The organism is Streptomyces sp. f51, assembly GCF_037940415.1.
Classification (GTDB): Bacteria; Actinomycetota; Actinomycetes; order Streptomycetales; family Streptomycetaceae; genus Streptomyces.
The window spans coordinates 6,163,536-6,185,964 of sequence record NZ_CP149798.1 but is presented as its reverse complement, the minus strand read 5'-3'; the positions used below and the strand labels follow the sequence as shown (position 1 = coordinate 6,185,964).

The following is a 22,429-nucleotide window of genomic DNA, read 5'->3' as shown; positions in this document are numbered from 1 at the left end:
CGGACGTCAGGTCGTGAACCCGGCGACGCGCAGGGCGTGGACCAGGTCCCACTGGCATTCCTCGGACACGCCCCGGGCCGCCCGCAGCAGGAGCGGTACGAGGAGCTCCGGGTCGGCGTCGACGCTACGAGCGGCCTCCTCGGGCGTGCGCACCCGGACGTACGCGTCGAGGAGGGCACCGATCTCGCGGCCGCGGCCCTCGTCGGCGAGGCCGAGGACGGCCGCGCCGATCTCGGGCGCGGGCCTGACGGCGCCCTGGCGCAGCATCTGGTGGCCGTCGTCGGTGCGGCCGGCGGCGGTGAGCGCGTCGGCCGCGGCGACCAGACGGCCGGCGGGCAGCGAGGCGGCCTCCCAGAGCAGGGTGGCCCAGTCCGCGTCGAGCCCGGCGCGGTGGAGTTCGGCGGCGAGCAGGGGGAAGCGGGCGGGGGGCCAGTACGCGGCTTCGACGAGCAGGGCGTGCGCCTCGCCGCTGCGGCCCTCGCTCCGCAGCCGCGTGAGGGCCGCGACGGTCCCCGCGGTGGCCCGCCGCGCGTCCTCGTCCGGCGGCTCCGGCGCGGCCGTCGCGCGCGGATGCACGGGTTCCTCGGCGGCCCCCGCGAAACGCGCGCCACGGGGTGTACGTCCGCCCGGCGCGGGCGCGGCGGGCAGTACCGGAGCGGGCTGGGGTACGGCCGCGGGCGCCACGTCCGCCTCCACCATCCCGGCGAACCGCGCGCCGCCGCGCCGACGCCGCTTGGACCGCCTCGCCGGGGACGGCTGGACCTCGGGCGGGGTCCCGTCGTACGCCGGGGCGGGCGCGGCGGCCGGGCCCTGGTGCCACGCTCCGCTGGACCGGGGGTCCGCCGACAGGGGGTCCGCCCCCGGAGTGTCCGTCGGCAGGGGCTCGGGGCGCCGGTCGCGGGTCGGCGCGTGGGGTGCGGTCCGGGACATGGACGGTGCGGCGCCGTCCGGCGCGAGGCCCGTGGGACGGGGGTGGTCGTGGCCGCCCGGAACCTGGTCGGTGGACGGCGGTCGGGGCCCTGCCGGTTCGGTGTCCGCCGCAAGCGGAGCCGCCGTCCGGACCCGCTCGGCGGCCGTCGCGGGGGACCCGCCGCCCGGCCCCGTGTCGGTCCCCGTCCCGTGCCGAGTCCCGCCGTACATGGGCACGCGCCCGGGAGCACTGCCGGCCGAGCCGGTACCTGCTTCGGCGCCGTGCACGCCCGCTTGCGTATCCGGCCGTGCGCCGGAGCTCGTGCCGGGCGCACCCGTCTCCCGGCCGCGCAGGCCACCTTCCCCGCCGAACCCGCTTTCCGTGCCCCGCGGGGCACCTGCCCCGCCGAACCCGCCTTCCGCACCCACCGGGGCACCTGCCCCGCCAGGCATGTCCCCCGCGCCCCGTGGGACACCTTCCCCTCCGGACGCGTCCTCCGCGCCGCGCAGGGCACCTCCCCCTCCATGCAGGCCCGCCGTATCCCGCGGGGCACCTTCCCGTCCGGGCAGGCCCGCCACCTCCCGTGGGGCACTTCCCCATCCGGAGGCGTCCGGGGACAAATCCCGGCCCGGCCCGGACCCTCCCGACGGATGATGTCCGGCCGGGTGCTCCCCCGACGCGTCCGCCCAGTTCTCCGGCTGCCGCGTCCAGGCGCCGCCCCCGGTCGCCGTGGACGCAAAGCCCGGCGCGCCCTGCGCACGGGCGTGCAGGGCGTGGCGGTCGACGTTGTCCATGCGGTGGCGCAGCTCGGCGCAGCGGGCGATCGCCCGTTCGTGGTCGTCCTCGGCCCAGGCGAGGTCCACGCCGATCGCGTCCGCCTCCTCGCGGGAGGCCGCCGACGCGATCCGCCCGTCCAGCTCGGCCCGGCGTTCGGCGGCGTAACGCCGTTCGCGGAGCATGACGTCCAGACGGTCGCCGAGGGCGTCCCTGCCACCGGGACGGACGTCGTACGCGGCCAGCGACGCCTCGTACAGCGCCCGGGCCCGTGCCGACTCCTGGGCGGCGGCACGCTCCCCGTAGCGCGCGAGGACGTCCTGGAGGAGCGCCTCCACGACGTCCCACGGTGGCACCTCCCGGCCTTCGAGACAGGCCCGCATCCCTTCGGGGTCGCGGTGCCAGAAGACTCCGTACCAGCCGCCGCCCCGGTCGAGCCGCCCCACCAGCCCGTTCAGGTACCGCGCGAACTCCAGTACCTGTACCGGGAGTTGTCCTACGTTCATTACCCAACTCCCCGCCCGACGTGAGCACTTCGACCCGACAGGTAACACCAGCCGTGTTACGTATCGACTACGGGGAGTTTTCGGCGCGACCTCCGGGACCCGGCCCAGGGGGCGCGTCGACGTATCGCGCAGGCGCACGCCGGCACGCCCTCACGGCAAGGGGGCGCACGCCCGCTCGGTTCCGTGGCGCACGCCCGGACGGGGACTCGGCCCTCAGACGCGGCCGGCCTCCACCGCGGCCACGCGGGGCAGAACGAGCCGGATGAGGGCGGCGACACCCTCGTCGTCGTTGCTGGGCAGCACGATGTCGGCGGCCCGGAGGGTGTCCTCGTGGGCGTTGGCGACGGCGGCGGCCAGCCCGGCGGCGCGCAGCATCGGGATGTCGTTGGGCATGTCGCCCACCGCGGCGGTGTGCTCCAGCGGAAGCCCGCTCCGCTCGGCGAGCGACCGCAGGGCCGCCCCTTTGTCCACGCCGGGGGCCGACAGTTCCAGGAAGTCACCGGTGGACCTGGTGATCACCGTCCCGCCGTCCACGACCGAGCCGATGACGGCGGCCAGTTCGTCCACGAGGAGCATCGGATGTGCGGCGAGGATCTTGACCACCGGGTCACCGTCCCCCGGCGCGGACACGCCCTCCAGTGCCGTATGACGCCAGTCGTTCGGCACCAGTCGCACGAAGGACGTCTCCAGACGGAGCCCGGACACGGAGTCGACCCCCAGCGCGACCCCGGGCACGGCGTCCCGGACCGCGCGCAGGATGCGCGCCGCGTCGCCGGGGCGGAATCCACGGCAGTCAAGGAGTCGCCCCGACGCGGCGTCCACGGTCACCGCGCCGTTGCTGCACACCACGGGTCCGGTGAGGCCGTAGCGCCGGGCCAGGTCCAGGGTGTCGCGGACGGGCCGTCCGGTCACCCCCACCACGGCGACCTCGGCCCGCCCCGCCTCGGCGAGGGTGCTCAGCGTGCGTTTCCGGATGGCGCCGGCCGAATCGAGCAGGGTTCCGTCGAGATCGGTGCAGACGAGCCGTACGACTCTGTGCACTCGGCGTCCGCGCCTGACCGTGGGTTCCACCGGGGCGGAAGGCCGCGCATCGCCGGGCTCCGACTGCCGCGAAGTCGCCACGCCGGAGCGGGCGTTGGTGTTCGACATGGCCGGAGGCTAGTGACTACGCGCGTAGACGACAAGGGAATAATCAATGAATTCAACATTTCCTCAACCTTGGCCGACGAGCCGACTCATCGACGGGTCGACACATCGACCGGCGGCGGACGACCGGCGGCCGGAGAGTGACGGCCGACGAGTGGCGACCGTCGGCCAGCGCGTGGCGAGCGGCGACCGGCGGCCGGCGGCCGGCCGATAAGGCCGATCGGGGCCGATCGGGGCCGAGCGGGGCCGAGCGCCCCTTCGGGCGGGGCGAACCCCCGCTCCGCCTTCAGGCCACCGGCACCAGCGCGCACCGCACGACGATCTCGTCCATCGAGAGCCCGAGGGCGCGCGCCAGCGCCGCGACCGTGAAGAAGGCCGGTGTGGGCGCGCGTCCGGTCTCGATCTTGCGCAGGGTCTCCGCGGAGATCCCGGCCACCCCGGCGATGTCCGCCATGCTGCGGCCGCCGCGCGCCTCGCGCAGCAGCTGCCCGAGCCGCTCGCCGCGTTCGCGCTCTTCGGGGGTCAGGGGGGTTCGCACCATGACACCATTCTAATACCGGTATAGTAATTGGCATGGTGGAACTGAAAACCGACACATCGATCGACGCGATGTACGCGGCCGGCCAGGTCGTGGGCAGCGCGCTCACGGCGGTGCGCGAGGCGGCCGACGTGGGCGTCTCCCTGCTGGAGCTGGACGAGATCGCGCATCAGGTGCTGCGAGACGCGGGCGCGACGTCGCCCTTCCTCGGATATCACCCCTCCTTCGCGCCCACACCCTTCCCCGCGGTCGTCTGCGCCTCCGTGAACGAGGCGATCGTGCACGGCGTCCCGACGGGCTACCGGCTGCGCGACGGCGACCTGGTCTCCATCGACTTCGGCGCCGAGCTCGGCGGCTGGGTCGGGGACTCGGCGATCAGCTTCATCGTCGGCAGACCGCGCCCCGCCGACGTCCGGCTCGTGGAGACCGCGGAGCGGGCCCTGGCCGCGGGGATCGGGGCGGCCGTCGTGGGCAACCGCATCGGGGACATCGCGCACGCCATCGGCACGGTGTGCCGGACGGCCGGGTACGGCATCCCGGACGGGTTCGGCGGCCACGGCATCGGGCGCCGGATGCACGAGGACCCGGGCGTCCCGAACGAGGGCCGCCCGGGACGCGGGCTGCCGCTGCGGCACGGCATGGTCCTCGCCATCGAGCCCATGCTCATCGGTGGCGGCACGGACGGCTATCACGCGGCTCCCGACGGCTGGACGCTGCGTACGAACGACGGCTCCCGGGCGGCGCACGCCGAGCACACGGTCGCCATCACGAACTCGGGCCCGCGCATCCTGACGGCACGCTGATCCCGTAGGTCGGGGGCGGCGGGGCAGCGGGGCGGTGGGGCGATCCCACCCCGCGGCACGACTCCCCCACCGGACGCGCAGCACCCCGCGGCTCGGGACCGCCGACGTACGACGGTCCCGAGCCGCGGGACGTGACCTGAGGGGCACAACCCAGGGCGCGTCCGGCCTAGTTCACGGGCCGTACCACCATGGCCGAGCCTCCACCCCGGCGCACCTTCTCCGCCGCGGCCAGCCAGGTGCCGTTCGGGAGACGCTGGACGCCCGTGGCCGCGCCGATCTCCGGGTTCACCTTGAAGGAGTGGCCGATGACCTCCAGCCGCGCTCGCAACGGGCCGTCGTACAGGCCCGGTTCGAGTTCGGTCTGGGCGGCGTTGCGCTGGCTGGCGCGGGGCGCTGCGATGGCGTCGACCAGGGGCAGGCCGCGGTCGACGAACTCGGTCAGGGTCTGGAGGACGGTGGTGATGATGCTCGCGCCGCCGGGCGAACCGAGCGCCGCGACCGGCCTGTTGTTCCGGTCGAGGACGATGGTCGGTGAGATCGAGGAGCGCGGGCGCTTGCCGGGACCCGGCAGATTGGGGTCGTGCACGGCCGGGTTGGCGGGCGCGAAGGAGAAGTCGGTCAGTTCGTTGTTGAGGAGGAAGCCGCGCCCCGGGACGGTGATCCCGCTGCCGCCGGTCTGCTCGATGGTCAGGGTGTAGGCGACGACGTCGCCCCACTTGTCGGCCACCGTCAGATGGGTCGTGTTCTCGCCCTCGTACGTGGTCGGGGCGGCCGTCCCGGTTGCGCCGCAGGCGGCGGGACGGTTCGGGTCGCCGGGTGCCAGCGGGCTCGTCAGCACCGCGTCGTCCTTGATGAGGCAGGCCCGGCCGTCCGCGTACCGCTGCGAGAGCAGGCCCTTGGTCGGCACGTCCTCGAAGGCTGGGTCGCCGACCCAGCGGCCCCGGTCCGCGAAGGCGATCCGGCTCGCCTCGATGAAGTGGTGCAGATACTGCGTCTCGCTCGCCTTCGAAAGGTCCGTCTTCTCCAGGATGTTGAGCGCCTCGCCGACGGTGGTTCCACCCGAGGAGGAGGGGGCGATCGAGTAGACGTTCAGACCGCGGTACGACGTCCTCGTGGGCGCCTGGCGCTTCGCCCCGTACGCCGCGAGGTCCCTCAGGGACAGTTTGCCGGGCCGGGCGTCATAGCCGGACGCCGGGTCCACGGGGGGCTTGTCGACGGTGGCGACGATGTCCCGGCCCAGATCGCCCGCGTAGACCGCGCGCGTGCCCTTGCGTCCCAACTCCTCGTACGTGCGCGCCAGATCGGGGTTCTTGAAGGTCGACCCCACGACCGGCAGCGAGCCGCCGGGCAGGAACAGCTTCGCGGTGTCGGGGAAGTTCGCGAACCGGGCCTGGTTCAACTCGGTCTGCGCGCGGAAGGTCGGGTCGACCGTGAATCCGGAACGGGCGATGCGCTCGGCCGGCTTCAGGACGCTGCCCAGGCTTCTGCTGCCCCAGGAGTCGAGGGCCGTCTGCCAGGTGGCGGGCGTGCCCGGGGTGCCCACGCTGAGCCCGCTGGTGACGGCGTCGGCGAAGGCGAGCGGTTTGCCGTTCTCCAGGAACAGCCCGGAGTCGGCGGTCAGGGGTGCCGTCTCCCGTCCGTCGATCGTGTGCACCGTACGGGACTTGGCGTCGTAGTAGACGAAGTAGCCGCCTCCGCCGATGCCGGACGAGTAGGGCTCGGTGACGCCGAGGGCCGCCGCCGTGGCGACGGCCGCGTCGACCGCGTTGCCGCCCTTCCTCAGCACCTCGATGCCCGCGGCGGAGGCGTCCGCGTCGACGCTGGAGACGGCGCCTCCGTAGCCGACCGCGACGGGCACCTTCGCCACGGGCGTTCTCGCGGCCGTGGCCGCCGCCGGTGCGCCGGGCGGCGCCGCCGCGCCCACTAATGCCGTCGCGGCCGAAACCGCCAGGACCGTCAGATTCCGCGCAAGAGGACGTCGCATCAATACCTCCAGTCAACAGCCGTCCGCGCAGCGTAACTTCACCGCCGTCACCGCATAAGGCCCCCTCGAACACGGTTCCGTGGGCCCGCTAGCATGCGCGCACATGAATGACGACGTGCGCAACATCGTCCTCGGCGTCCTGGCCGCCGGCCTCAGTGCCGCGCTCGGCTGGCTCGCCCGCACCTACCTGTGGAAGCGCAAGCTCCGCCGCAAGCAGGCGTTCTTCGGGCTCCCCGACAACTCCGAATCACTCCTTGTGGTGAACCGCGAGGCGGGCGGTCCCGAGCTCACGGTGATGCGGCACGACGTCTTCGCGCTCCTCGAACTGTCCGCGCTGATCAAGGACTGCGGCGCACACGCCCAGGTCATCGCGCACGACGCGACCCAGCAGGGCTTCGGCGAACGCACGGAGTTCTGTGTGGGCGGGCCGGCCTCCAACCGGCGCATGGCCGCGCATCTCCAGTCCCTGCTGCCGGGCGTTCAGGTCAACACCGACTCCGGGCGGGGACCCGACCGGGGCGCCTTCCAGATAGGCAGCGAGCGGTACCGCCTGGAGTCGGGCCAGGCGGAGTACGTGATCCTGGCCCGACTCACCGCGGGCCAGAGCCGTGACGTGAGACCGGTCTTCCTCTTCTGCGGACAGCGCGCGATCACCAACCAGGCGGCGACCCGCTACCTCGCCCGCAACCACGCGCGCCTGGCCCGCAAGCACGGCGGCAACAGCTTCGTCCTGCTGCTGAAGGTCGTGAACTCCCAGGCGTACGGCCCCGATGTCGTCGAGGTCGTCGCGGACGTCACCCGCGCCGCCCAGGCCCCGCTGCCGACGCCGCCCGCCCTGGAACCGGCACCGGACCCGGAGTCGGAGCCCGGTCAGGACGGGGAGGGCGCGGCGAAGTCGGCCACGCCGAGGGCCCGTCGCCGTACCTGAGGGCACGCCCGCCCCGGGAGCTGGCAATGAACACTTCAACAATCGTTACTCGCACGTAACTTACCGACGGGTTACTTCGAGTAAGCCGCCGCGGTTACCGTCGGGTCACCTTGCACTGACCAAGTGAGGAGTGACCCGTTGAGAAACGGTCGCAACCCCCTGCGCACATCCGCCGTCGGCGCCCTCTCCGCCACCCTGATCGCCGCCGCGGGCCTGGGCCTGGCGCCCGCCGCCCACGCCGCGGGCGGCTCGGGCGGCATCCGCTTCGTGGACATCTCCGGTGACGGCGGCACGACCCTCAAGGCCAACGTCGTCACCCCCGCGGGAGCGGACGGCACCCGCTCCTATCCGCTCATCGTGCTGCCCACGAGCTGGGGCCTGCCCCAGATCGAGTACCTCGCCCAGGCCCAGAAGCTCGCGAACTCCGGCTATGTCGTCGTCAGTTACAACGTCCGCGGCTTCTGGCAGTCGGGCGGCGAGATCGACGTGGCCGGTCCCCAGGACACCGCGGACGTCTCGAAGGTGATCGACTGGGCGCTGGCCAACACCCCCGCCGACGCGCGGAGGGTGGGCGTGGCGGGCGTCTCGTACGGCGCCGGGATCAGTCTGCTGGCCGCGGCGCACGACCGGCGCATCAAGGCGGTCGCGGCCCTGAGCGGCTGGGCCGACCTGACGACGTCGATCTACTCCGGACGCACCGAACACGTCCAGGCGGCCGCCCTGCTGGACGGCGTCGGGCACATCACGGGGCGCCCCAGCGCCGAGACCCAGCAGGTGTTCAAGGACTTCTTCGCCTCGAACCTGTCGAAGGAACAGGATCTGATCGACTGGGGGAAGAAACGTTCCCCCGAGACCTATCTCGATCAGCTCGACAAGAACCGTCCCGCCGTCTTCATGGCCAACACCTGGGGCGACACGATCTTCTCGGCCAACCAGTACGCGAAGTTCTACGACGAACTGACCGGACCCAAGCGGCTGGAGTTCCGCCCCGGCGACCACGCGACCGCCGAGATCACCGGCCTGTTCGGGCTCCCCAACGACGTGTGGACCGACACCGGCCGCTGGTTCGACCACTATCTGGCGGGCAAGGACAACGGCATCGACCAGGAGCAGCCGGTTCAGCTCAAGTCCCGCTCCACGGGCGGCTACGAGGGCTACCCGGACTGGAAGTCGGTCGGCGCGACCACCCGGAAGATCGCCCTGGAGGGCACCACCCGGATCCACACGAACGTCGACTCGGGCGCGGACGGCGGGGTCATCTTCCTGTCCAGCATCCTCGACCAGCTCACCCGGATCCCGCCGATGGCCTCGATCCCGCTCCTGCCGCGCTACTGGGCCGCGGTGTGGCAGTCGCAGACCTACGCGAGCCCCCAGCGCGTACGAGGGACCGTCAAGCTCCACACCACGGTCACCGGTACGAAGGAGAGCGGCACGTTCATCGCCTATCTCTACGACGTGGGCCCGCTCGGCATCGGCAAGCTGATCAGCAACGCGCCGTACACCTTCCACGGGCGGACACCCGGCGAGCCCTTCGGAGTGGACCTGGACCTGTTCTCCACGGCCTACGACGTCCCGGCCGGACATCACCTGGCCGTGGTCGTCGACACGGTCGACCCGCTCTACATCGAGCACAACCCGTCCGGCGCGCAGCTGACCTTCTCCTCGCCGGAGCACGACCCGTCCTACGTGTCGGTACCCCTGCGCGAGCAGTGATCTCCGGCTGGCGCCGGCCGGGCCTGGCCCTGTGAGCTACTGCCCCCCTACAGCGTCGGGGCTGTGTGGGGTACCCCACCCGGCAGCAGCGTCCCTGGTTCGGCCGGAGCCATGCCCACGGCCTCGGTCTCGGGACTGTGCCGCACCCGCCCGTACGCCCTTGGGGCGGACCGGAGGAGCGGCACACACATCCCGATGCGGATCGGCGAGATCACCGTCATCACGGGGATGAACGGCAAATCGTAGTCGAGGATCGCCGCGCCCGGCCTCCCGGGCCCGAGGAAGTCCGCGTCACCGGAGGGTCGGGGATCGGTCCGACGGTCCGGTGACCGGCCACCCCTCCCGTGTCGGAGGCGAGGTCGTCGTCCTGCGGAACATGCGGCTCCCCGAAGTGCGTGGTGTCGTCGTACAGGTCGATCGGCGGATCGACGGCCATGCCGGTACTGCCCGCTCCGGCCGTGTCGGCCACCGCAAACTATCGGCGCAAATCACCGCTTTTGGGGCGACACGCACATCGGGGAATTAGCCGTATTTGAGGCTGGATGAAGAGCGGATCACGACACTCGGAGGCATCGCCGGGACACCCCCGAGGGGCGCTCCGGTCAGGCCTCCGTGGCCTCGGCGTACATCTGGGACAGCTCGGGGACGCCCTGCACGGCCCAGTCCAGGCCCGCCTCGACGACCGGGATCTCACGGCCCGAGGGGAGCCGGACGGCCGGGCTGCCGCCGGGCCAGACGTGCCAGCAGGCACCCGGCACCGTGCGCACCACGACGGTCCCGAGATAGAGGCCGGCGTCGTTGCCGAGCCAGGGCAGCGCCTCGGGGTCGTCGCGCCACAGCGGCAGAAGCTGGTCGAGAGCCACCAACGAGTCCGGGGTGTCGTCCAGTTCGAGGCCCACGGCCGCGGCCTGGGAGCGGAGCAGCTCACACTCCGAGAGCAGCTCGGCGACACCCACCGGATCATCCTCGAAGGCCCTGGCGAGAGGCCGGTCCCGCCGCACCGGACGCCGCTTGAGCAGCTTGTCCAAGAAGGGGATGTTCATGACCGGCCTCTCCGTGGGATGCGATCGCCGAAGCTCCATGTCCCGTTCATGTGAACAAAAGGCAGCTAGCCGCATTCCATCACGGAATCGGGCAAATGAGGCGAATCATGACGCTCGAAGACTCCCGGGATGCCCGCCTGCCTCCCAGCCGTCCGTGGGGAGAGGATGCCCGCGATCGCGCGGCCGGATACCTGTGGCCTAGACGTCCAGGTCCACCACGACCGGTGCGTGGTCCGAGGCGCCCTTGCCCTTGCGCTCCTCGCGGTCGACGTAGGCGTCCTTGGCCGCCGCAGCGAACGCCTCGTTGCCGTAGACGAGGTCGATGCGCATGCCGCGGTTCTTCGGGAAGCAGAGCTGGCGGTAGTCCCAGTACGTGTACGGGTGGTCGTACTTGAGGGGACGCGGGACCACGTCCGTCAGACCCGTCTCGCGCAGGGCCGCCAGCGCGGCGCGCTCGGCCGGGGTGACATGGGTCAGGCCCTCGAACGCGGCCACGTCGTACACGTCGTCGTCCGTGGGCGCCACGTTGTAGTCGCCCATCACCGCGAAGGGGCGGCTGCCCGCCGCGTCGCCCGCCACCGCCGCTCTCAGGGCCTCGAACCACTCCAGCTTGTACGCGTAGTGGGCGTGGTCCACCTCGCGGCCGTTCGGCACGTACACCGACCAGACACGGACCGGGCCGCAGGTCGCGGACACGGCCCGGGGCTCCTCCGCCCCTTCGTACACCGGACCGCCGGGCAGGCCCTTGACCACGTCCTCCAGGCCGACCCGGGAGATCACCGCCACGCCGTTCCACCGTCCCGTGGCGTGCACGGCCGCCTCGTAACCCAGCTCCCGCAGCTGCTCGGTGGGGAACTGCTCCGCGGCGACCTTGGCCTCCTGGAGGCACAGCACGTCCGTGCCGCTACTCTCCAGCCAGGCCAGCAGTCTCGGGAGACGGGCGGTGATCGAGTTCACGTTCCAGGTCGCGATACGCATGCCTCACAACCTACCGGGCGGGTACGACAACGGGTCCGCCCCGGACACCCCGTGCCGCCCGCCCGCGTCACCGGGACGCCACCGGGGCACCCGGGGACCGTGTGCGGCCGCTCAGACCTCCGCCGACGCCCCCGGCGTCAGCCTCAGGTGCTCCGAGCCGCCGAGGGCGCCGATCTGGCGGTCGTAGATCGGCCGGGCGAGGTCCGTGAGCAGGGCGTCGTGGATGTCGTACGCGCGTTGCGGCGCGACCTCGCGGACGTACTCGATGACCTCGGAGATCTTGTTCCACGGGGCCATCACGGGGAGCATCAGCGTCTCGACCGGGCGGCCGGGGACGGTGAGGGCGTCCCCGGGGTGGAAGACGCGGCCGTCGTCGACGAGGTACCCGACGTTCGTGATCCGCGGGATGTCGGGATGGATCACCGCGTGCAGCTCGCCGTGCACCTGGACGTCGAAACCGGCGGCGGTGAACGTGTCGCCGTGACCGACGGTGTGCACCCGGCCGGGGAAGGCCGCCGAGACCTTCTCCGCCACCGACCTCAGGGTCCAGATCTCGGCCGCCGGGTCGGCCTCCATGGCCGTGCGCAGCCGCTCCTCGTCAAAGTGGTCGGGATGCTCGTGCGTCACGAGGATGACGTCGGCCCCCAGAGCCGCGTCCTCCTCGCTGAAACCCCCGGGATCGATGACGAGCGTCCGCCCGTCCTTCTCCAGACGGACGCAGGCGTGCGACTTCTTCGTGAGCCTCATGGGTCCATCCTGCCCCCGCACCCGCCCCGGAGGTCACTCCTGTGGACGGAGCCACCCGTCCGCTCCGGGAGCGGACGGGTGTACGGGCCTACGGGCGGCTCGGCGCTCACTCCTGGGGCGTGGTCTCCTCGTGAATGACCTTCTGCGCCACCCGGAACGCGCTGTTCGCGGCCGGAACACCGCAGTAGACGGCCGTCTGGAGCAGCACTTCCTTGATCTCCACCGGGGTGAGACCGTTGCGCAGGGCGGCACGGGTGTGGACGGCGAGCTCGTCGAGGTGACCGCCCGCGACCAGCGCGGTCAGCGTCACACAGCTGCGCGAACGCCGGTCGAGTCCGGGCCGGTCCCAGACCTCGCCCCACGCGTAACGGGTGACGAGCTCCTGGAAGTCCCCGGAGAACTCGTCCGCCGACGAGAGCACCCCGTCGACGTGCGCGTCCCCCAGCACCTCGCGGCGCACCTTGATCCCGATGTCGTACGAGTCCTGCCGCCCCGTGAGCTCGGGCGCCACGGGTGCCGGGGCGATCTCGGCGAAGGGTCCGACCGGAGGCGGGGCCGCCTGCACGGGGTACGCCTGCGGGACCTGGACCGCCAGCTGTCCGGTGGTCGAGTCGAAGGCGGGCAGCCAGGCGCTGGAGAAGTGCCGTACGAGCAGATCCGTCACGGCGGCGGGCTGCTCCACGGGAACCAGGTGCGACGCACCGGGGACGACCGCGAGGCGCGCGTCCGGTATCCCGGCGACCAGGGTGCGTGCCTCGGCGGGCCCGGTGACCTGGTCGTCGGAGCCGGCCAGGACGAGGGTCGGCACTCCCACCAGGCCCAGTTCGCCCCGTACGTCGAAGGCGGCGAGCGCCTCGCAGGCCGCGATGTAGCAGCCGGGATCGGTGGTGCGCACCATCTGCACGGCCCACTCGGTGATCGCGGGCTGGGCCGCCGCGAAGCCGCTCGTGAACCAGCGTTCGGGCGAGGTACGGGCGATCGGGTCGAGGCCGTTCGACCTCACGATCACTCCACGCTGCCGGAACTCGTCGGCCGTGCCGAAGCGGGCCGAGGCGGCGATCAGCGCGAGGGAAGCGACCCGCTCGGGGCGGCGCAGCGCCAGTTCGAGCCCGATGGCCCCGCCGAAGGCGCAGCCCGCGTACCCGAAGTGCTGGATGCCCAGCTGGTCGAGCGTGGCCAGCAGCCGCCCGGCGAGTTCGGACACCGATCCGGCCGGATAGGCGGGCGCTCCGCCGTGTCCCGGCAGGTCGAAGCGGAAGATCCGCCACGTCTTCGCGAGCTCGGGGACCTGCCTGTCCCACATGTGCCAGGTGGTGCCGAGCGAGGGTCCGAGTATGAGGACCGGGGCGTCTTCCGGGCCGTCGAGGCGGTATTGCAGGGCAGGGGTCTTCGTCTCACTCACGCCCTGCACGTTCTCACATCTCGCGGATTCTCACGTCCTCGGGTCGAGGGCCCTGTGCAAGGCGTCCCCGCATGTGATAGCCCCGTGAAGGTCTCGCGGCGGGCTTCAGGCGCGCGTGCGCGCGCCCGGGGGCGCGGGGCTCAGGGCGGACCACAGCTCCCGCTCCACGTCCGTCGGCGGGATGTGCGCGGCGCAGGACTCCGGATGCCAGGAGGGCGGCCGGCCGCTCGGCTCCGGTTCCGGCTGCTCCTGGTGGACCGGCGGCCCGGGCACCGGGCATCCGGACAACAGGCATCCGACCGCCATCAGGCCGGGGGTCCATCGGGCGAGGGCATCGGCCCATCGTGCGCGTCTCATCGTCGGCTCACCGTCGCGGAGTGGTCGGGGTCGGGAACGGGCGGGGCGGCCCGCCTGGTGCAGTCGTCCCGAGGACTGCCCAGCACCTCGGCGGTCGAACCGTACGCGGCGATCCGGCCGCGGTGCCGGACGGCGGCACGGTCGGCGTTCCCGCAGGGCCCTGGAAGACGGGGCGGCTGTGGCCCGACCGGCCGCGGGTGCGGCGCCGAGTCGTCAACAGCGTGGCGCGGACGTCGAGTTCATCGCCGGTCGCGGGCGTCGGGCCACGGACGCGAAGGTACGGGGCCGGACAGGAGCGACGTGGTCGTCCGAAGGTCCTCACGCCGTCGCCCGGTGGGCGTCACGGGGACCCGCCCGGGATCAGAGTTCGTCCGGTGCGCCCAGGCCCGTCAGGGCGCCGACCGGGTCGAGGTCCGGGGTGCCGCGGGGCCACCAGTCGTCCTGGCCGGGCTCGGACTCGTAGGCGTACCACAGGCCGTTGCGGCCGAGGCGGAGCTGTGCGTGGCCGCTCGGGTGGGTGAGGTGGTTGCGCCAGGGCCGGAAGGCCGGGAAGTCGGCCGCCATGAGCAGCGGTCTGGCCCGGTCGAACCGTCCCGCCGGGGGGTCCCAGGGTTCTTCGAGCACCGCGAGCGCCTCGAAACCGCCCTGCCGCCAGGCGGCGACCGCCCGTGCCAGATCGATCGGGGTACGGCCGGTCGCGGAGGCGAGCGAGGAGTAGAGGGCACGGGTCGCGGCCGTGAGCCCCGACCCGGGGCGGGCGGCGGCCAGGCGCACCGCGTCCTGCCAGAGCGTCAGTTCCGCGACGGGATCACGGCCCGAGGTCAGCAGCGTGTACGCGCGAGCCGCCGCGTCGGTGGCCAACTGGTCCAGCGCGAACGCGTCCGGGCCGCCCGGTGCGCCCGGGTAGGCCGGTGGCTGCTCGGGGTGCGCGGGCGGCGGCAGCGGAGCGGGCAGCGGCGGCGGCACGCGTCGCGCGAGAGCGTCACGGGCGCGCACACCGGCGGGCTGTGCCGGTTCCCGCTCCTGGGCGGCGCGGGCCGCTCGGGTGGCGTTGCGCCGGGAGAGGGCGTCGAGCAGTTCTCGCTCGCCCCTGCCGCGCAGCAGGAACAGGACGAAGGGATCCTGGTCCAGCAGGCGTGCCGTCTGGTAGCAGAGGGCGGCCGCGTGCTTGCACGGATGCCCGAAGTCGGGGCAGCTACAGTGCGGTTCGAGTTCGCCGGGGCCCGGAAGCAGGTCGACACCGCAGTCCGCGAGGGATCGGGGCATCTCCTTGTCGAGCAGCGCCGCGATGTGTCCGGGCCGCTCGGCGGCCGCGTCGAGGAAACGGCCCCAGTCGCCGTCGGTCAGCGTCCGCACCCTGACCTGGACGCGGTACGGCCGCGGCCTGCTCCCGTGCACATAGGCGAGCACCAGACCCGGTGTGACGGTGACGGCGTCGACATATCCCTGCCCGGCGTATGTCCGCCCGCGCGCCAGCCGTGCCGGGTCCAGCGCCCCTTCCTCCAGTGCGGTGACCCACGCGTTGCCCCACCACGTCTCCGCGAACCCGCCGTCCCCGTGGACCCGCGCCGGAAAGGCGGGGAAGGTCCGGCGCAACTCGCCGTCGCGGCGCGGGGATGCCATGGACCGGTGAGGAAGCCCGGATTCGCGGGCCTCGGTGCCGGGTTCGGCTGTCCCAGGTTCGCCTGTGCCGGGTTCGCCTGTGCCGGGTCCGGCGGTGAGGAAGCCCAGGCCCAGGGAGCCGACCGTGAAGGGTTCGGCGTCCGCCGAGTACTCCCGCTCGGGCACGGGGGGTGTGAGGTTTTCGGAGGACGTGAGGTCCCCGGAGGGCGTGGGGCTTTCGGGGGCCGTGGGCCTTTGCGGGTGCGTCAAGTGTTCCAGGTAGGAGGAACGTTCGGGGCGCGTGACGGGCTCGGGGTGATCGACGGGTTCGGGGTGGCCGGGGTGGGCCGGTCGGTCGTGGGTCTGATCGTGGTTCCGGTCGCGGGTCGCCTCGCCGGTGCCGTCGGACGAGCCCGACGGCTGCCCTGTCTCGTCCATCAGGTCGGGGGGCAGCCGGAAGGCGTCCGCGAGCAGATCGCGAAGCTGCCGCTGTTGCGACACCCGTTCCGGGGGCACGGGGTGCGCGGGATCCCGGCGCGCCCCGGCCCCGGCCGACGACGTCCTGGCGGACCGACCCCTCGGGCCAACTCCCCTGCCCCCGGCGACTGCTGACTGCTCGTCACCGCCCTCCGCCTCCTGCGACCGAAGCCGCCGCGCGGCACGCAGCGCCTCGCGGGCGATGTCAGCGGGGCGCGCGCCTCCCCCGGCCTCGCCACCGGAACGCCCTGTCGCGGCCGGCTCCGCGGTCCCCGCACGCACCACCGAAGCCCCGGCCGCACGCAGTGCGCCACGAGCGACGTCCCCGGGGCGCGTGCCTCTCCCGGCCTCGACCTGCTCGCCCGCCGAGCCGGATCCCTCTCCGGGGGCGGAGCCCGCACCCGCACCCGCCGCCGAGTGGTCGTCGGCGGCCGCCGTCCTGCGTGCCGCGCGCAGGGCCCGGCGGGCCTCGTCGGCGGGCCGGTCCGCGGTCGCGGGTCGCTGGGGGTCGGCGCCTTCGGCCGGTTCGGTGGCTTCGGCCGGTTCGGTGGCCTCGGCCGGGTCGGCGGCCTCGGCCCCGGTCACCTGGGGCTCCTCTTCCTCGATGCCGCTCATGCGGGCCTCCGCAGTGAGACGAGGTCCGACAGCTCGCGGTCGGTCAGCTCCGTCAGGGACGCCTCGCCGGAGCCGAGGATCGCGTCGGCGAGGGCCCTCTTCGCCTCCAGCATCTCGGCGATCCGGTCCTCGACCGTGCCCTCGGTGATGAGCCGGTGCACCTGGACGGGCTGGGTCTGGCCGATGCGGTAGGCGCGGTCGGTGGCCTGCTCCTCGACGGCGGGGTTCCACCAGCGGTCGAAGTGGACGACGTGCCCGGCGCGGGTGAGGTTCAGGCCGGTGCCGGCCGCCTTGAGCGACAGGACCAGGACGGGGGTCGCGCCGCTCTGGAAGCGGTCCACCATGTGTTCGCGTTCGGGGACCGGCGTACCGCCGTGCAGAAGCTCGACCGGGACGGCGCGGGCGGTCAGGTGTTCCGTGATGAGGCGGGCCATGCCCACGTACTGCGTGAAGACGAGCGCCGAGCCGTCCTCGGCCAGCAGGGTGTCCAACAGCTCGTCGAGCAGGGCCAGTTTGCCCGAGCGCGCGGAGGTCCCGAGCGCGGCCGCCTGCGCGTCCTCCTTCAGGAACAGCGCCGGGTGGTCGCAGATCTGCTTGAGCGAGGTCAGCAGCTTCAGCACCAGGCCCCGGCGGGCGATGCCCTGCGTGGTCTCGATGGCCAGCAGGGACTCGCGGACCACGGCCTCGTACAGAGAGCCCTGTTCGCGGGTGAGCGGGACGGGGTGGTCGGTCTCCGTCTTGGGCGGGAGTTCGGGCACGATGCCGGGGTCGGACTTCTTCCGGCGCAGCAGGAACGGGCGGATCAGCCGGGCCAGTCGGGCCACGGCCTCCTCGTCCTCCCCGTTCTCCACGGCGCGCGCGTGGCGGGCGCGGAAGGACTTGAGGGGGCCGAGCAGGCCCGGGGTCGTCCAGTCGAGCAGGGCCCACAGTTCGGAGAGGTTGTTCTCCACCGGTGTGCCGGTGAGCGCCACGCGCGCGGGGGCCGGGATCGTGCGCAGCGCCTTCGCCGTCGCCGAGTACGGGTTCTTGACGTGCTGCGCCTCGTCGGCGACGACCATGCCCCAGGGCTGTTCGGCGAGGTGGGCGGCGGCCGAGCGCATCGTGCCGTACGTGGTGAGGACGAAGCCGCCGTCGAGGCCGTCGAGGGTGCGGTCGGGGCCGTGGAACCGGCGCACGGGGACGCCGGGGGCGAACCGGGTGATCTCCCGCTGCCAGTTGCCGAGGAGCGAGGCGGGGCAGATCACCAGGGTCGGTTCGCTGCGGGCCCGCTTCAGGTGGAGCGCGATGAGCGTGACGGTCTTCCCGAGCCCCATGTCGTCGGCGAGACAGCCGCCGAGGCCGAGGGAGGTCATGAGGTCCAGCCAGGCGAGGCCGCGGAGTTGGTAGTCCCGCAGGCGGGCGTCCAGGCCGGGCGGGGGCTCGACGGGGGTCACCCCGGCCGTGAGGCGGTCGCGGAGCGTGGCGAGGGCCCCGACCGGCACCGCCTCGACGGTCTCCCCTTCGACCTCGGCCATTCCGGTGAGCGCGACGGAGAGGGCGTCCACCGGGTCCAGCAGGCCCAGTTCGCGCTTGCGGGCCTTGCGGACGAGGGCGGGGTCGACCAGGACCCACTGGTCGCGCAGCCGCACGACCGGCCGGTGGGCTTCTGCCAGGGCGTCCATCTCGGCCTCGGTGAGCGGATCTCCGCCGAGGGCCAACTGCCAGCGGAACTGGAGGAGTTCCTCGCTCTCGAAGAATCCGGTCCCGTCGGTCGCCGATCCGGGTGCCGGACGCACCACGGCGGAGGCGCTCAGGTCGTGCGCCAGGTCCCGGGGCCAGTGCACGGCGACACCGGCGGCGCCGAGCCGGGTGGCGACGACTCCGAGCAGATCCGAGAGTTCGTCCTCGGAGAGGGCGAGCACATCGGGCACGTCCTGTCCGGACAGGCGGTCGAGGGGTGGCCAGACCCGGGCGGCGCGGCGGACGGCCAGGGCGGCGTCGACGCGGGCACGGGGTCCGAACACCGTGTCGGCGTCCCCCGCCCACAGGGACGCGGCGTCCACGACGAGGGTGGGGTCGGCGAGGCTGTGCACCTGGACGATGGCCGCGCCCGCCCGCCGCGCTCCCTCGCCGTCGTCGAAGAGCTGCTGGGCGGACAGGTCCAGGCGCAGTGAGATCCGCACGCCCGCGTCCATGCCGGCGGCCACCTCGGCGGCCCAGTCGTGGGCGCCGGTCAGCCGCTGCGGCTCGCGGGCCGCGAAGGGCTTGCCTGAGGTGTGGGGGGCGGCGGGAGTGCGGGGCAGGGTGTCCGCGACCGCGTCCAGGAAGGAGCGCATCAACGCCTCGGGCTCGGGCAGCCGGAGCGGTCCCCTGCCCGGCAGGGGGACGGCGTGTCCTTCGTACGGAAGGGCCTCGGCGACCGCCCTCAGGTGGGCGATGTCGTCCGGGTCCAGGGGGCCCGCGCGCCAGGCGTCGAAGCCTTCCGGGGTGAGCCCCGGCAGCAGGCGTCCGCGGGCGACGAGGCGCAGCGCGTGCAGGGCGGCGGCGCCCCAGCAGGCGGTGGCGGGATGGGCCGCGGGGTCCCGCCGCGCTCCGGCGAGCAGGGGCAGGGCCTCGGCGAGGGGGAGGATCAGGGCGGGGACGGTGCTCCTGCGGACTCCCTGGCCGTGCGGTCGTACGACCGTCAGCTCGGCGTGCTCGCGCGTGGGCGTCCCTGTGCCGGGTGCGGTCGCCGGTCCGGCGGGGTGTTCGCGCGCTGGCGCCCCCGTGCCGGGCGCGGTCGCCGGCCCGGCGGTGTGCTCGCGCGTCGGCGTCCCCGTGCCGGGTGCGGTCGGCGGCCCCTCGGGGTGCTCCCCCTGCCGAGGGCTGTCCCCCTCGGCCGTGGCGGGCGGATGGTCGCCGCTCGGGTCCCAGAAGGCGACGCGACCGTCGCGGGGCAGCGGGGCGGGCAGGAAGACCGCGGCGAGCCGGACGGAGAGCGACCGGCCGGAGGGCAGCCGCGTGAGCTCGCCCGGCCGCGGATCCGCGCCGGACACGGAGGGCGTCCGCAGCGGCGGCGGGCCCGCGGAAGGCAGCCGCGCGCTCACCACGTCCACACCGTCCCGCATACGTCTGGTCACCTCCCGCCCGTCGGTCGCATCAGTTGTCTTCGACTCTACGGGCGGGGTCTGACAATCGGCTCCCACGGCCACGGCGGCGGCCGTGACCCGGGCCGGCCGGGGCTACGGGATCGTGCGCGAGACGAGGTACACCATGGGATGTTCCGTGCCCGCGCCGTTCACCACGATGTCCTGGGTCGGTGCCGGATCCTTCTGTTTGTGCACGAGTCCCGACCAGGGTCCCGGGCCCGTGAACTCCCAGCCGACGACCTTCTGGTTGCGGTCGTTGATGGTGATGTGGTCCTTCTTCAGGTCGGCGGTGCTGGTGCCGACGGTCCTGAGGAACCAGTCGAGACCCGCGCGGGTGGTGCGGAACTGGACGTACAGCCGGCTGGTCTTCCAGTTGTTCGTCTCGTAGTACGCGACCTGGACCGAATCGGCGGGCATGGGCACCTGGTAGAGCCGGCGCTGGACGCGCGAGGGCCAGGCGGCGGTGAGGCCGGTCGCCGAGTACTTGGCCTCCTTGTCCTTGCCGCTGTTGCGGCTCTGGTCGGCGGAGATGACCAGGTAGCCGGCCGGTACGCCGATGAGCAGCACGATGATCAGCAGGGTCAGGGCGCGGCGGCGGAACCTGTGGCGCGGGTCCTCGGGGGGCCGCTGGGGCTCGTCCGGGGACGTGGCCTGACGAGGGAGCGAGGCGGTCACCGCGACTCCTGCTGGGTGGTGCGGCGGGTCTCGGCGTAGCGCTCGTACCGTTCGTAGCGCTCCACGCGGCGGCGCTTGGCGCGCCGGAAGCGGCGGGCGACGAGGCGCGCGAGGTCGGCGGCGCCGACCATGCCGGCCTCGGGGCCGAGCTGGGCGCGTGCGATCCGCGCCTCGGGGCGGTAGCCGCGGCCCGTGAGGTGCCGGCGGAAGGCTTCGCGGGCGGGAGCGATCAGCAGGTCGTCGGCCGCGCTCACGCCGCCGCCGATGACGAAGCAGGAGGGGTCGAGGGCGGCGGCCAGGTTGGCGATGCCGACGCCGAGCCACTGGCCGATGTCCTGGAGGAGCTCGACGCACATGGCGTCGCCCTCGCGGGCCAGCTCGGTGATCATCGGACCGGTGATGTCACCGATGTTGCCCTTGACGTGCTCGATGATCCCGTACGCGACCGGGGAGTCGGCTGCGGCGAGCTCGCGGGCCTCGCGGACCAGCGCGTTGCCGGAGCTGTACTGCTCCCAGCAGCCGCGGTTGCCGCACGGGCAGCGGTGGCCGCCGGGCACGACCTGCATATGGCCGAACTCTCCCGCGACCCCGAACTTGCCGCGCTTGACCTGGCCGTCCTCCAGGATCGCGCCGCCGATGCCGGTGCCGAGGGTGATCATCACGAGGTGGTCCTCGCCGCGTCCGGCACCGAACCGCCACTCGGCCCAGGCGGCCGCGTTGGCGTCGTTGTCGACCAGGACGGGCACCGCGAGGCGTCCGGCGAGGCGGTCGCGCAGCGGCTCGTTGCGCCAGGACAGGTGGGGGGCGAACAGGATGCGGTTGCGTTCGGCGTCGACCCAGCCGGCCGCCCCGATGCCGACGGCGTGCACGTCGTGCCGGTCGGACAGGTCGAGCACCAGCTCGACGATGGTGTCCTCGACGACCTTGGGGCTCTTGGACTTGTCCGGCGTCTCGGCGCGGACCTTCTCCAGGATGTTGCCGTCGGCGTCCACCACGCCCGCCATCACCTTCGTGCCGCCGATGTCGATGCCGACGGTGGGGACCCGGGGTGCCGTCAGATGGGAGCGGCGCTCGCGTGTGCCCACGGTCCGCAGGACGGTGGCCCGCGCGGAGCCGATGGGGGTGCCCCCCGCGCGGGCGGAGCCGAGCGCTCGGGGCAGCGCGAGGTCGCGGTAGGTGCTCATCGCGCCGATTCTGCCCTACGCCGCACCGGGGCCGCACCGTGGAAGCGCCGTGACACATGTGACGCGTGCGGCGTCCGCGAGCCGTCCCGGCCGGTCCGCGCGGCCGTCCGGGACCTGCTCGCGCGACCCTCAGGCGCTCCGGTTCTCCAGCTCGTGCCGCAGGTCGTCCAGCTCGCTGCCGCCCGCCATCTGGCGCGTCAGCTCGTCCAGGGTGATCCCGTCCCGGGTGTAGCTGCCCGACATGGTGCCGCGCTTCAGCAGGACGAAACGATCACCCACGAGATAGGCGTGATGCGGATTATGGGTGATGAAAACAACACCCAGTCCGGCGTCTCGTGCGGCGGCCACATATTTGAGGACCACACCGGACTGTTTCACCCCGAGGGCGGCGGTGGGCTCGTCGAGCACGAGGACCTTGGCCCCGAAATGGACGGCCCGGGCGATCGCCACGCACTGGCGCTCGCCTCCGGAGAGGGTCCCGATCGGCTGGTCCACGTCCCGCAGGTCGATGCCCATGCGCAGGAGCTCCGCGTGGGTGGTGCGCCGCATGTGGTCGACGTCGAGGCGCTTGAACGGGCCGGAGCCCTTCCGGGGCTCGGAGCCCAGGAAGAAGTTCCGCCAGACCGGCATCAGCGGGACGACGGCGAGGTCCTGGTAGACGGTGGCGATACCGCGGTCCAGCGCCTCGCGCGGGGACGCCAGCCGGGTCTCCTCGCCCTCGACGCGCAGGGTGCCCCCGTCGTGCCGGTGGCGGCCCGCGATGATCTTGATGAGGGTGGACTTGCCCGCGCCGTTGTCGCCGAGCACGCAGGTGATCCCGCCCGCGTGGACCTCCAGCGAGACACCTTCGAGGGCGCGGATGTTGCCGTAGTACTTACTGACGCCGTCGAGCTCGACGAGCGCCGGGCGCCGCGCGGCGGCGGGCTCCTCCGTCATGTTC

17 protein-coding genes are annotated in these 22,429 nt (G+C 73.2%); 3 read left to right on the top strand and 14 right to left on the bottom strand.

Translation table 11 applies throughout. The annotated features are described in order from the left end of the window. Positions 1 to 6: 6 nt before the first annotated feature. The 3 genes from WJM95_RS26805 to WJM95_RS26795 all read right to left on the bottom strand — a co-directional run bounded on the left by WJM95_RS26805 (position 7) and on the right by WJM95_RS26795 (position 3,877). Positions 7 to 2,190 carry a hypothetical protein gene (locus WJM95_RS26805; RefSeq protein WP_339132364.1) on the bottom strand — a complete coding sequence of 728 codons (2,184 nt, stop codon included), beginning with the start codon at positions 2,188 to 2,190 and terminating at the stop codon, positions 7 to 9. Between the two features lie 213 nt (positions 2,191 to 2,403). Next, positions 2,404 to 3,339 carry an HAD family hydrolase gene (locus WJM95_RS26800; RefSeq protein ID WP_339132363.1) on the bottom strand — a complete coding sequence of 312 codons (936 nt, stop codon included), beginning with the start codon at positions 3,337 to 3,339 and terminating at the stop codon, positions 2,404 to 2,406. Between the two features lie 283 nt (positions 3,340 to 3,622). After that, positions 3,623 to 3,877, bottom strand: a complete 255-nt coding sequence (locus WJM95_RS26795; protein WP_339132362.1) for a helix-turn-helix transcriptional regulator — start codon at positions 3,875 to 3,877, stop codon at positions 3,623 to 3,625. A gap of 32 nt (positions 3,878 to 3,909) precedes the next feature. Between WJM95_RS26795 and map the strand changes: the two genes are divergently transcribed. Continuing rightward, the gene (gene map / locus WJM95_RS26790; protein ID WP_339132361.1) at positions 3,910 to 4,677 is read left to right on the top strand and encodes a type I methionyl aminopeptidase; all 768 of its coding nucleotides are present in this window, start codon (positions 3,910 to 3,912) and stop codon (positions 4,675 to 4,677) included. 166 nt (positions 4,678 to 4,843) lie between these two features. Here map and ggt read toward each other — a convergent pair whose 3' ends face one another. Then, the gene (gene ggt / locus WJM95_RS26785; RefSeq protein ID WP_339132360.1) at positions 4,844 to 6,661 is read right to left on the bottom strand and encodes a gamma-glutamyltransferase; all 1,818 of its coding nucleotides are present in this window, start codon (positions 6,659 to 6,661) and stop codon (positions 4,844 to 4,846) included. A gap of 103 nt (positions 6,662 to 6,764) precedes the next feature. On the opposite strand from ggt, the gene WJM95_RS26780 reads away from it, so the two are divergent. After that, positions 6,765 to 7,589, top strand: a complete 825-nt coding sequence (locus WJM95_RS26780) for a hypothetical protein (protein WP_339132359.1) — start codon at positions 6,765 to 6,767, stop codon at positions 7,587 to 7,589. A gap of 138 nt (positions 7,590 to 7,727) precedes the next feature. After that, positions 7,728 to 9,302: an alpha/beta fold hydrolase gene (locus tag WJM95_RS26775; protein WP_339132358.1), complete on the top strand. Its 1,575-nt coding sequence runs from the start codon at positions 7,728 to 7,730 to the stop codon at positions 9,300 to 9,302. Positions 9,303 to 9,904: 602 nt separating this feature from the next. Here WJM95_RS26775 and WJM95_RS26770 read toward each other — a convergent pair. The 10 genes from WJM95_RS26770 to WJM95_RS26725 form a co-directional block, all read right to left on the bottom strand. After that, positions 9,905 to 10,345 carry a DUF6278 family protein gene (locus WJM95_RS26770; RefSeq protein ID WP_339132357.1) on the bottom strand — a complete coding sequence of 147 codons (441 nt, stop codon included), beginning with the start codon at positions 10,343 to 10,345 and terminating at the stop codon, positions 9,905 to 9,907. 198 nt (positions 10,346 to 10,543) lie between these two features. Further along, on the bottom strand, positions 10,544 to 11,323 hold the full coding sequence (locus tag WJM95_RS26765) for an exodeoxyribonuclease III (RefSeq protein WP_339132356.1): 780 nt from the start codon (positions 11,321 to 11,323) through the stop codon (positions 10,544 to 10,546). Between the two features lie 111 nt (positions 11,324 to 11,434). Beyond that, positions 11,435 to 12,070: an MBL fold metallo-hydrolase gene (locus tag WJM95_RS26760; RefSeq protein ID WP_339132355.1), complete on the bottom strand. Its 636-nt coding sequence runs from the start codon at positions 12,068 to 12,070 to the stop codon at positions 11,435 to 11,437. Positions 12,071 to 12,176: 106 nt separating this feature from the next. Then, on the bottom strand, positions 12,177 to 13,472 hold the full coding sequence (locus WJM95_RS26755) for an alpha/beta fold hydrolase (protein WP_339132354.1): 1,296 nt from the start codon (positions 13,470 to 13,472) through the stop codon (positions 12,177 to 12,179). A 105-nt stretch (positions 13,473 to 13,577) separates the two neighbouring features. Beyond that, entirely contained in the window at positions 13,578 to 13,829 is a 252-nt protein-coding gene (locus WJM95_RS26750) for a DUF6059 family protein (protein WP_339132353.1), read from the bottom strand. Between the two features lie 360 nt (positions 13,830 to 14,189). Further along, positions 14,190 to 16,523 carry an SWIM zinc finger family protein gene (locus tag WJM95_RS26745; RefSeq protein ID WP_339132352.1) on the bottom strand — a complete coding sequence of 778 codons (2,334 nt, stop codon included), beginning with the start codon at positions 16,521 to 16,523 and terminating at the stop codon, positions 14,190 to 14,192. After that, the gene (locus WJM95_RS26740) at positions 16,520 to 19,609 is read right to left on the bottom strand and encodes an SNF2-related protein (protein WP_339132351.1); all 3,090 of its coding nucleotides are present in this window, start codon (positions 19,607 to 19,609) and stop codon (positions 16,520 to 16,522) included. The genes WJM95_RS26745 and WJM95_RS26740 overlap by 4 nt, the downstream gene beginning before the upstream one ends. A 114-nt stretch (positions 19,610 to 19,723) precedes the next feature. Continuing rightward, positions 19,724 to 20,305: a sugar kinase gene (locus WJM95_RS26735; RefSeq protein ID WP_339132350.1), complete on the bottom strand. Its 582-nt coding sequence runs from the start codon at positions 20,303 to 20,305 to the stop codon at positions 19,724 to 19,726. Beyond that, on the bottom strand, positions 20,302 to 21,489 hold the full coding sequence (locus WJM95_RS26730) for an ROK family glucokinase (protein ID WP_339132349.1): 1,188 nt from the start codon (positions 21,487 to 21,489) through the stop codon (positions 20,302 to 20,304). The genes WJM95_RS26735 and WJM95_RS26730 overlap by 4 nt, the downstream gene beginning before the upstream one ends. Before the next feature lie 129 nt (positions 21,490 to 21,618). After that, complete coding sequence (locus tag WJM95_RS26725; RefSeq protein ID WP_339132348.1) at positions 21,619 to 22,425, bottom strand: ATP-binding cassette domain-containing protein; 807 nt, start codon at positions 22,423 to 22,425, stop codon at positions 21,619 to 21,621. Between the last annotated feature and the right edge of the window lie 4 nt (positions 22,426 to 22,429).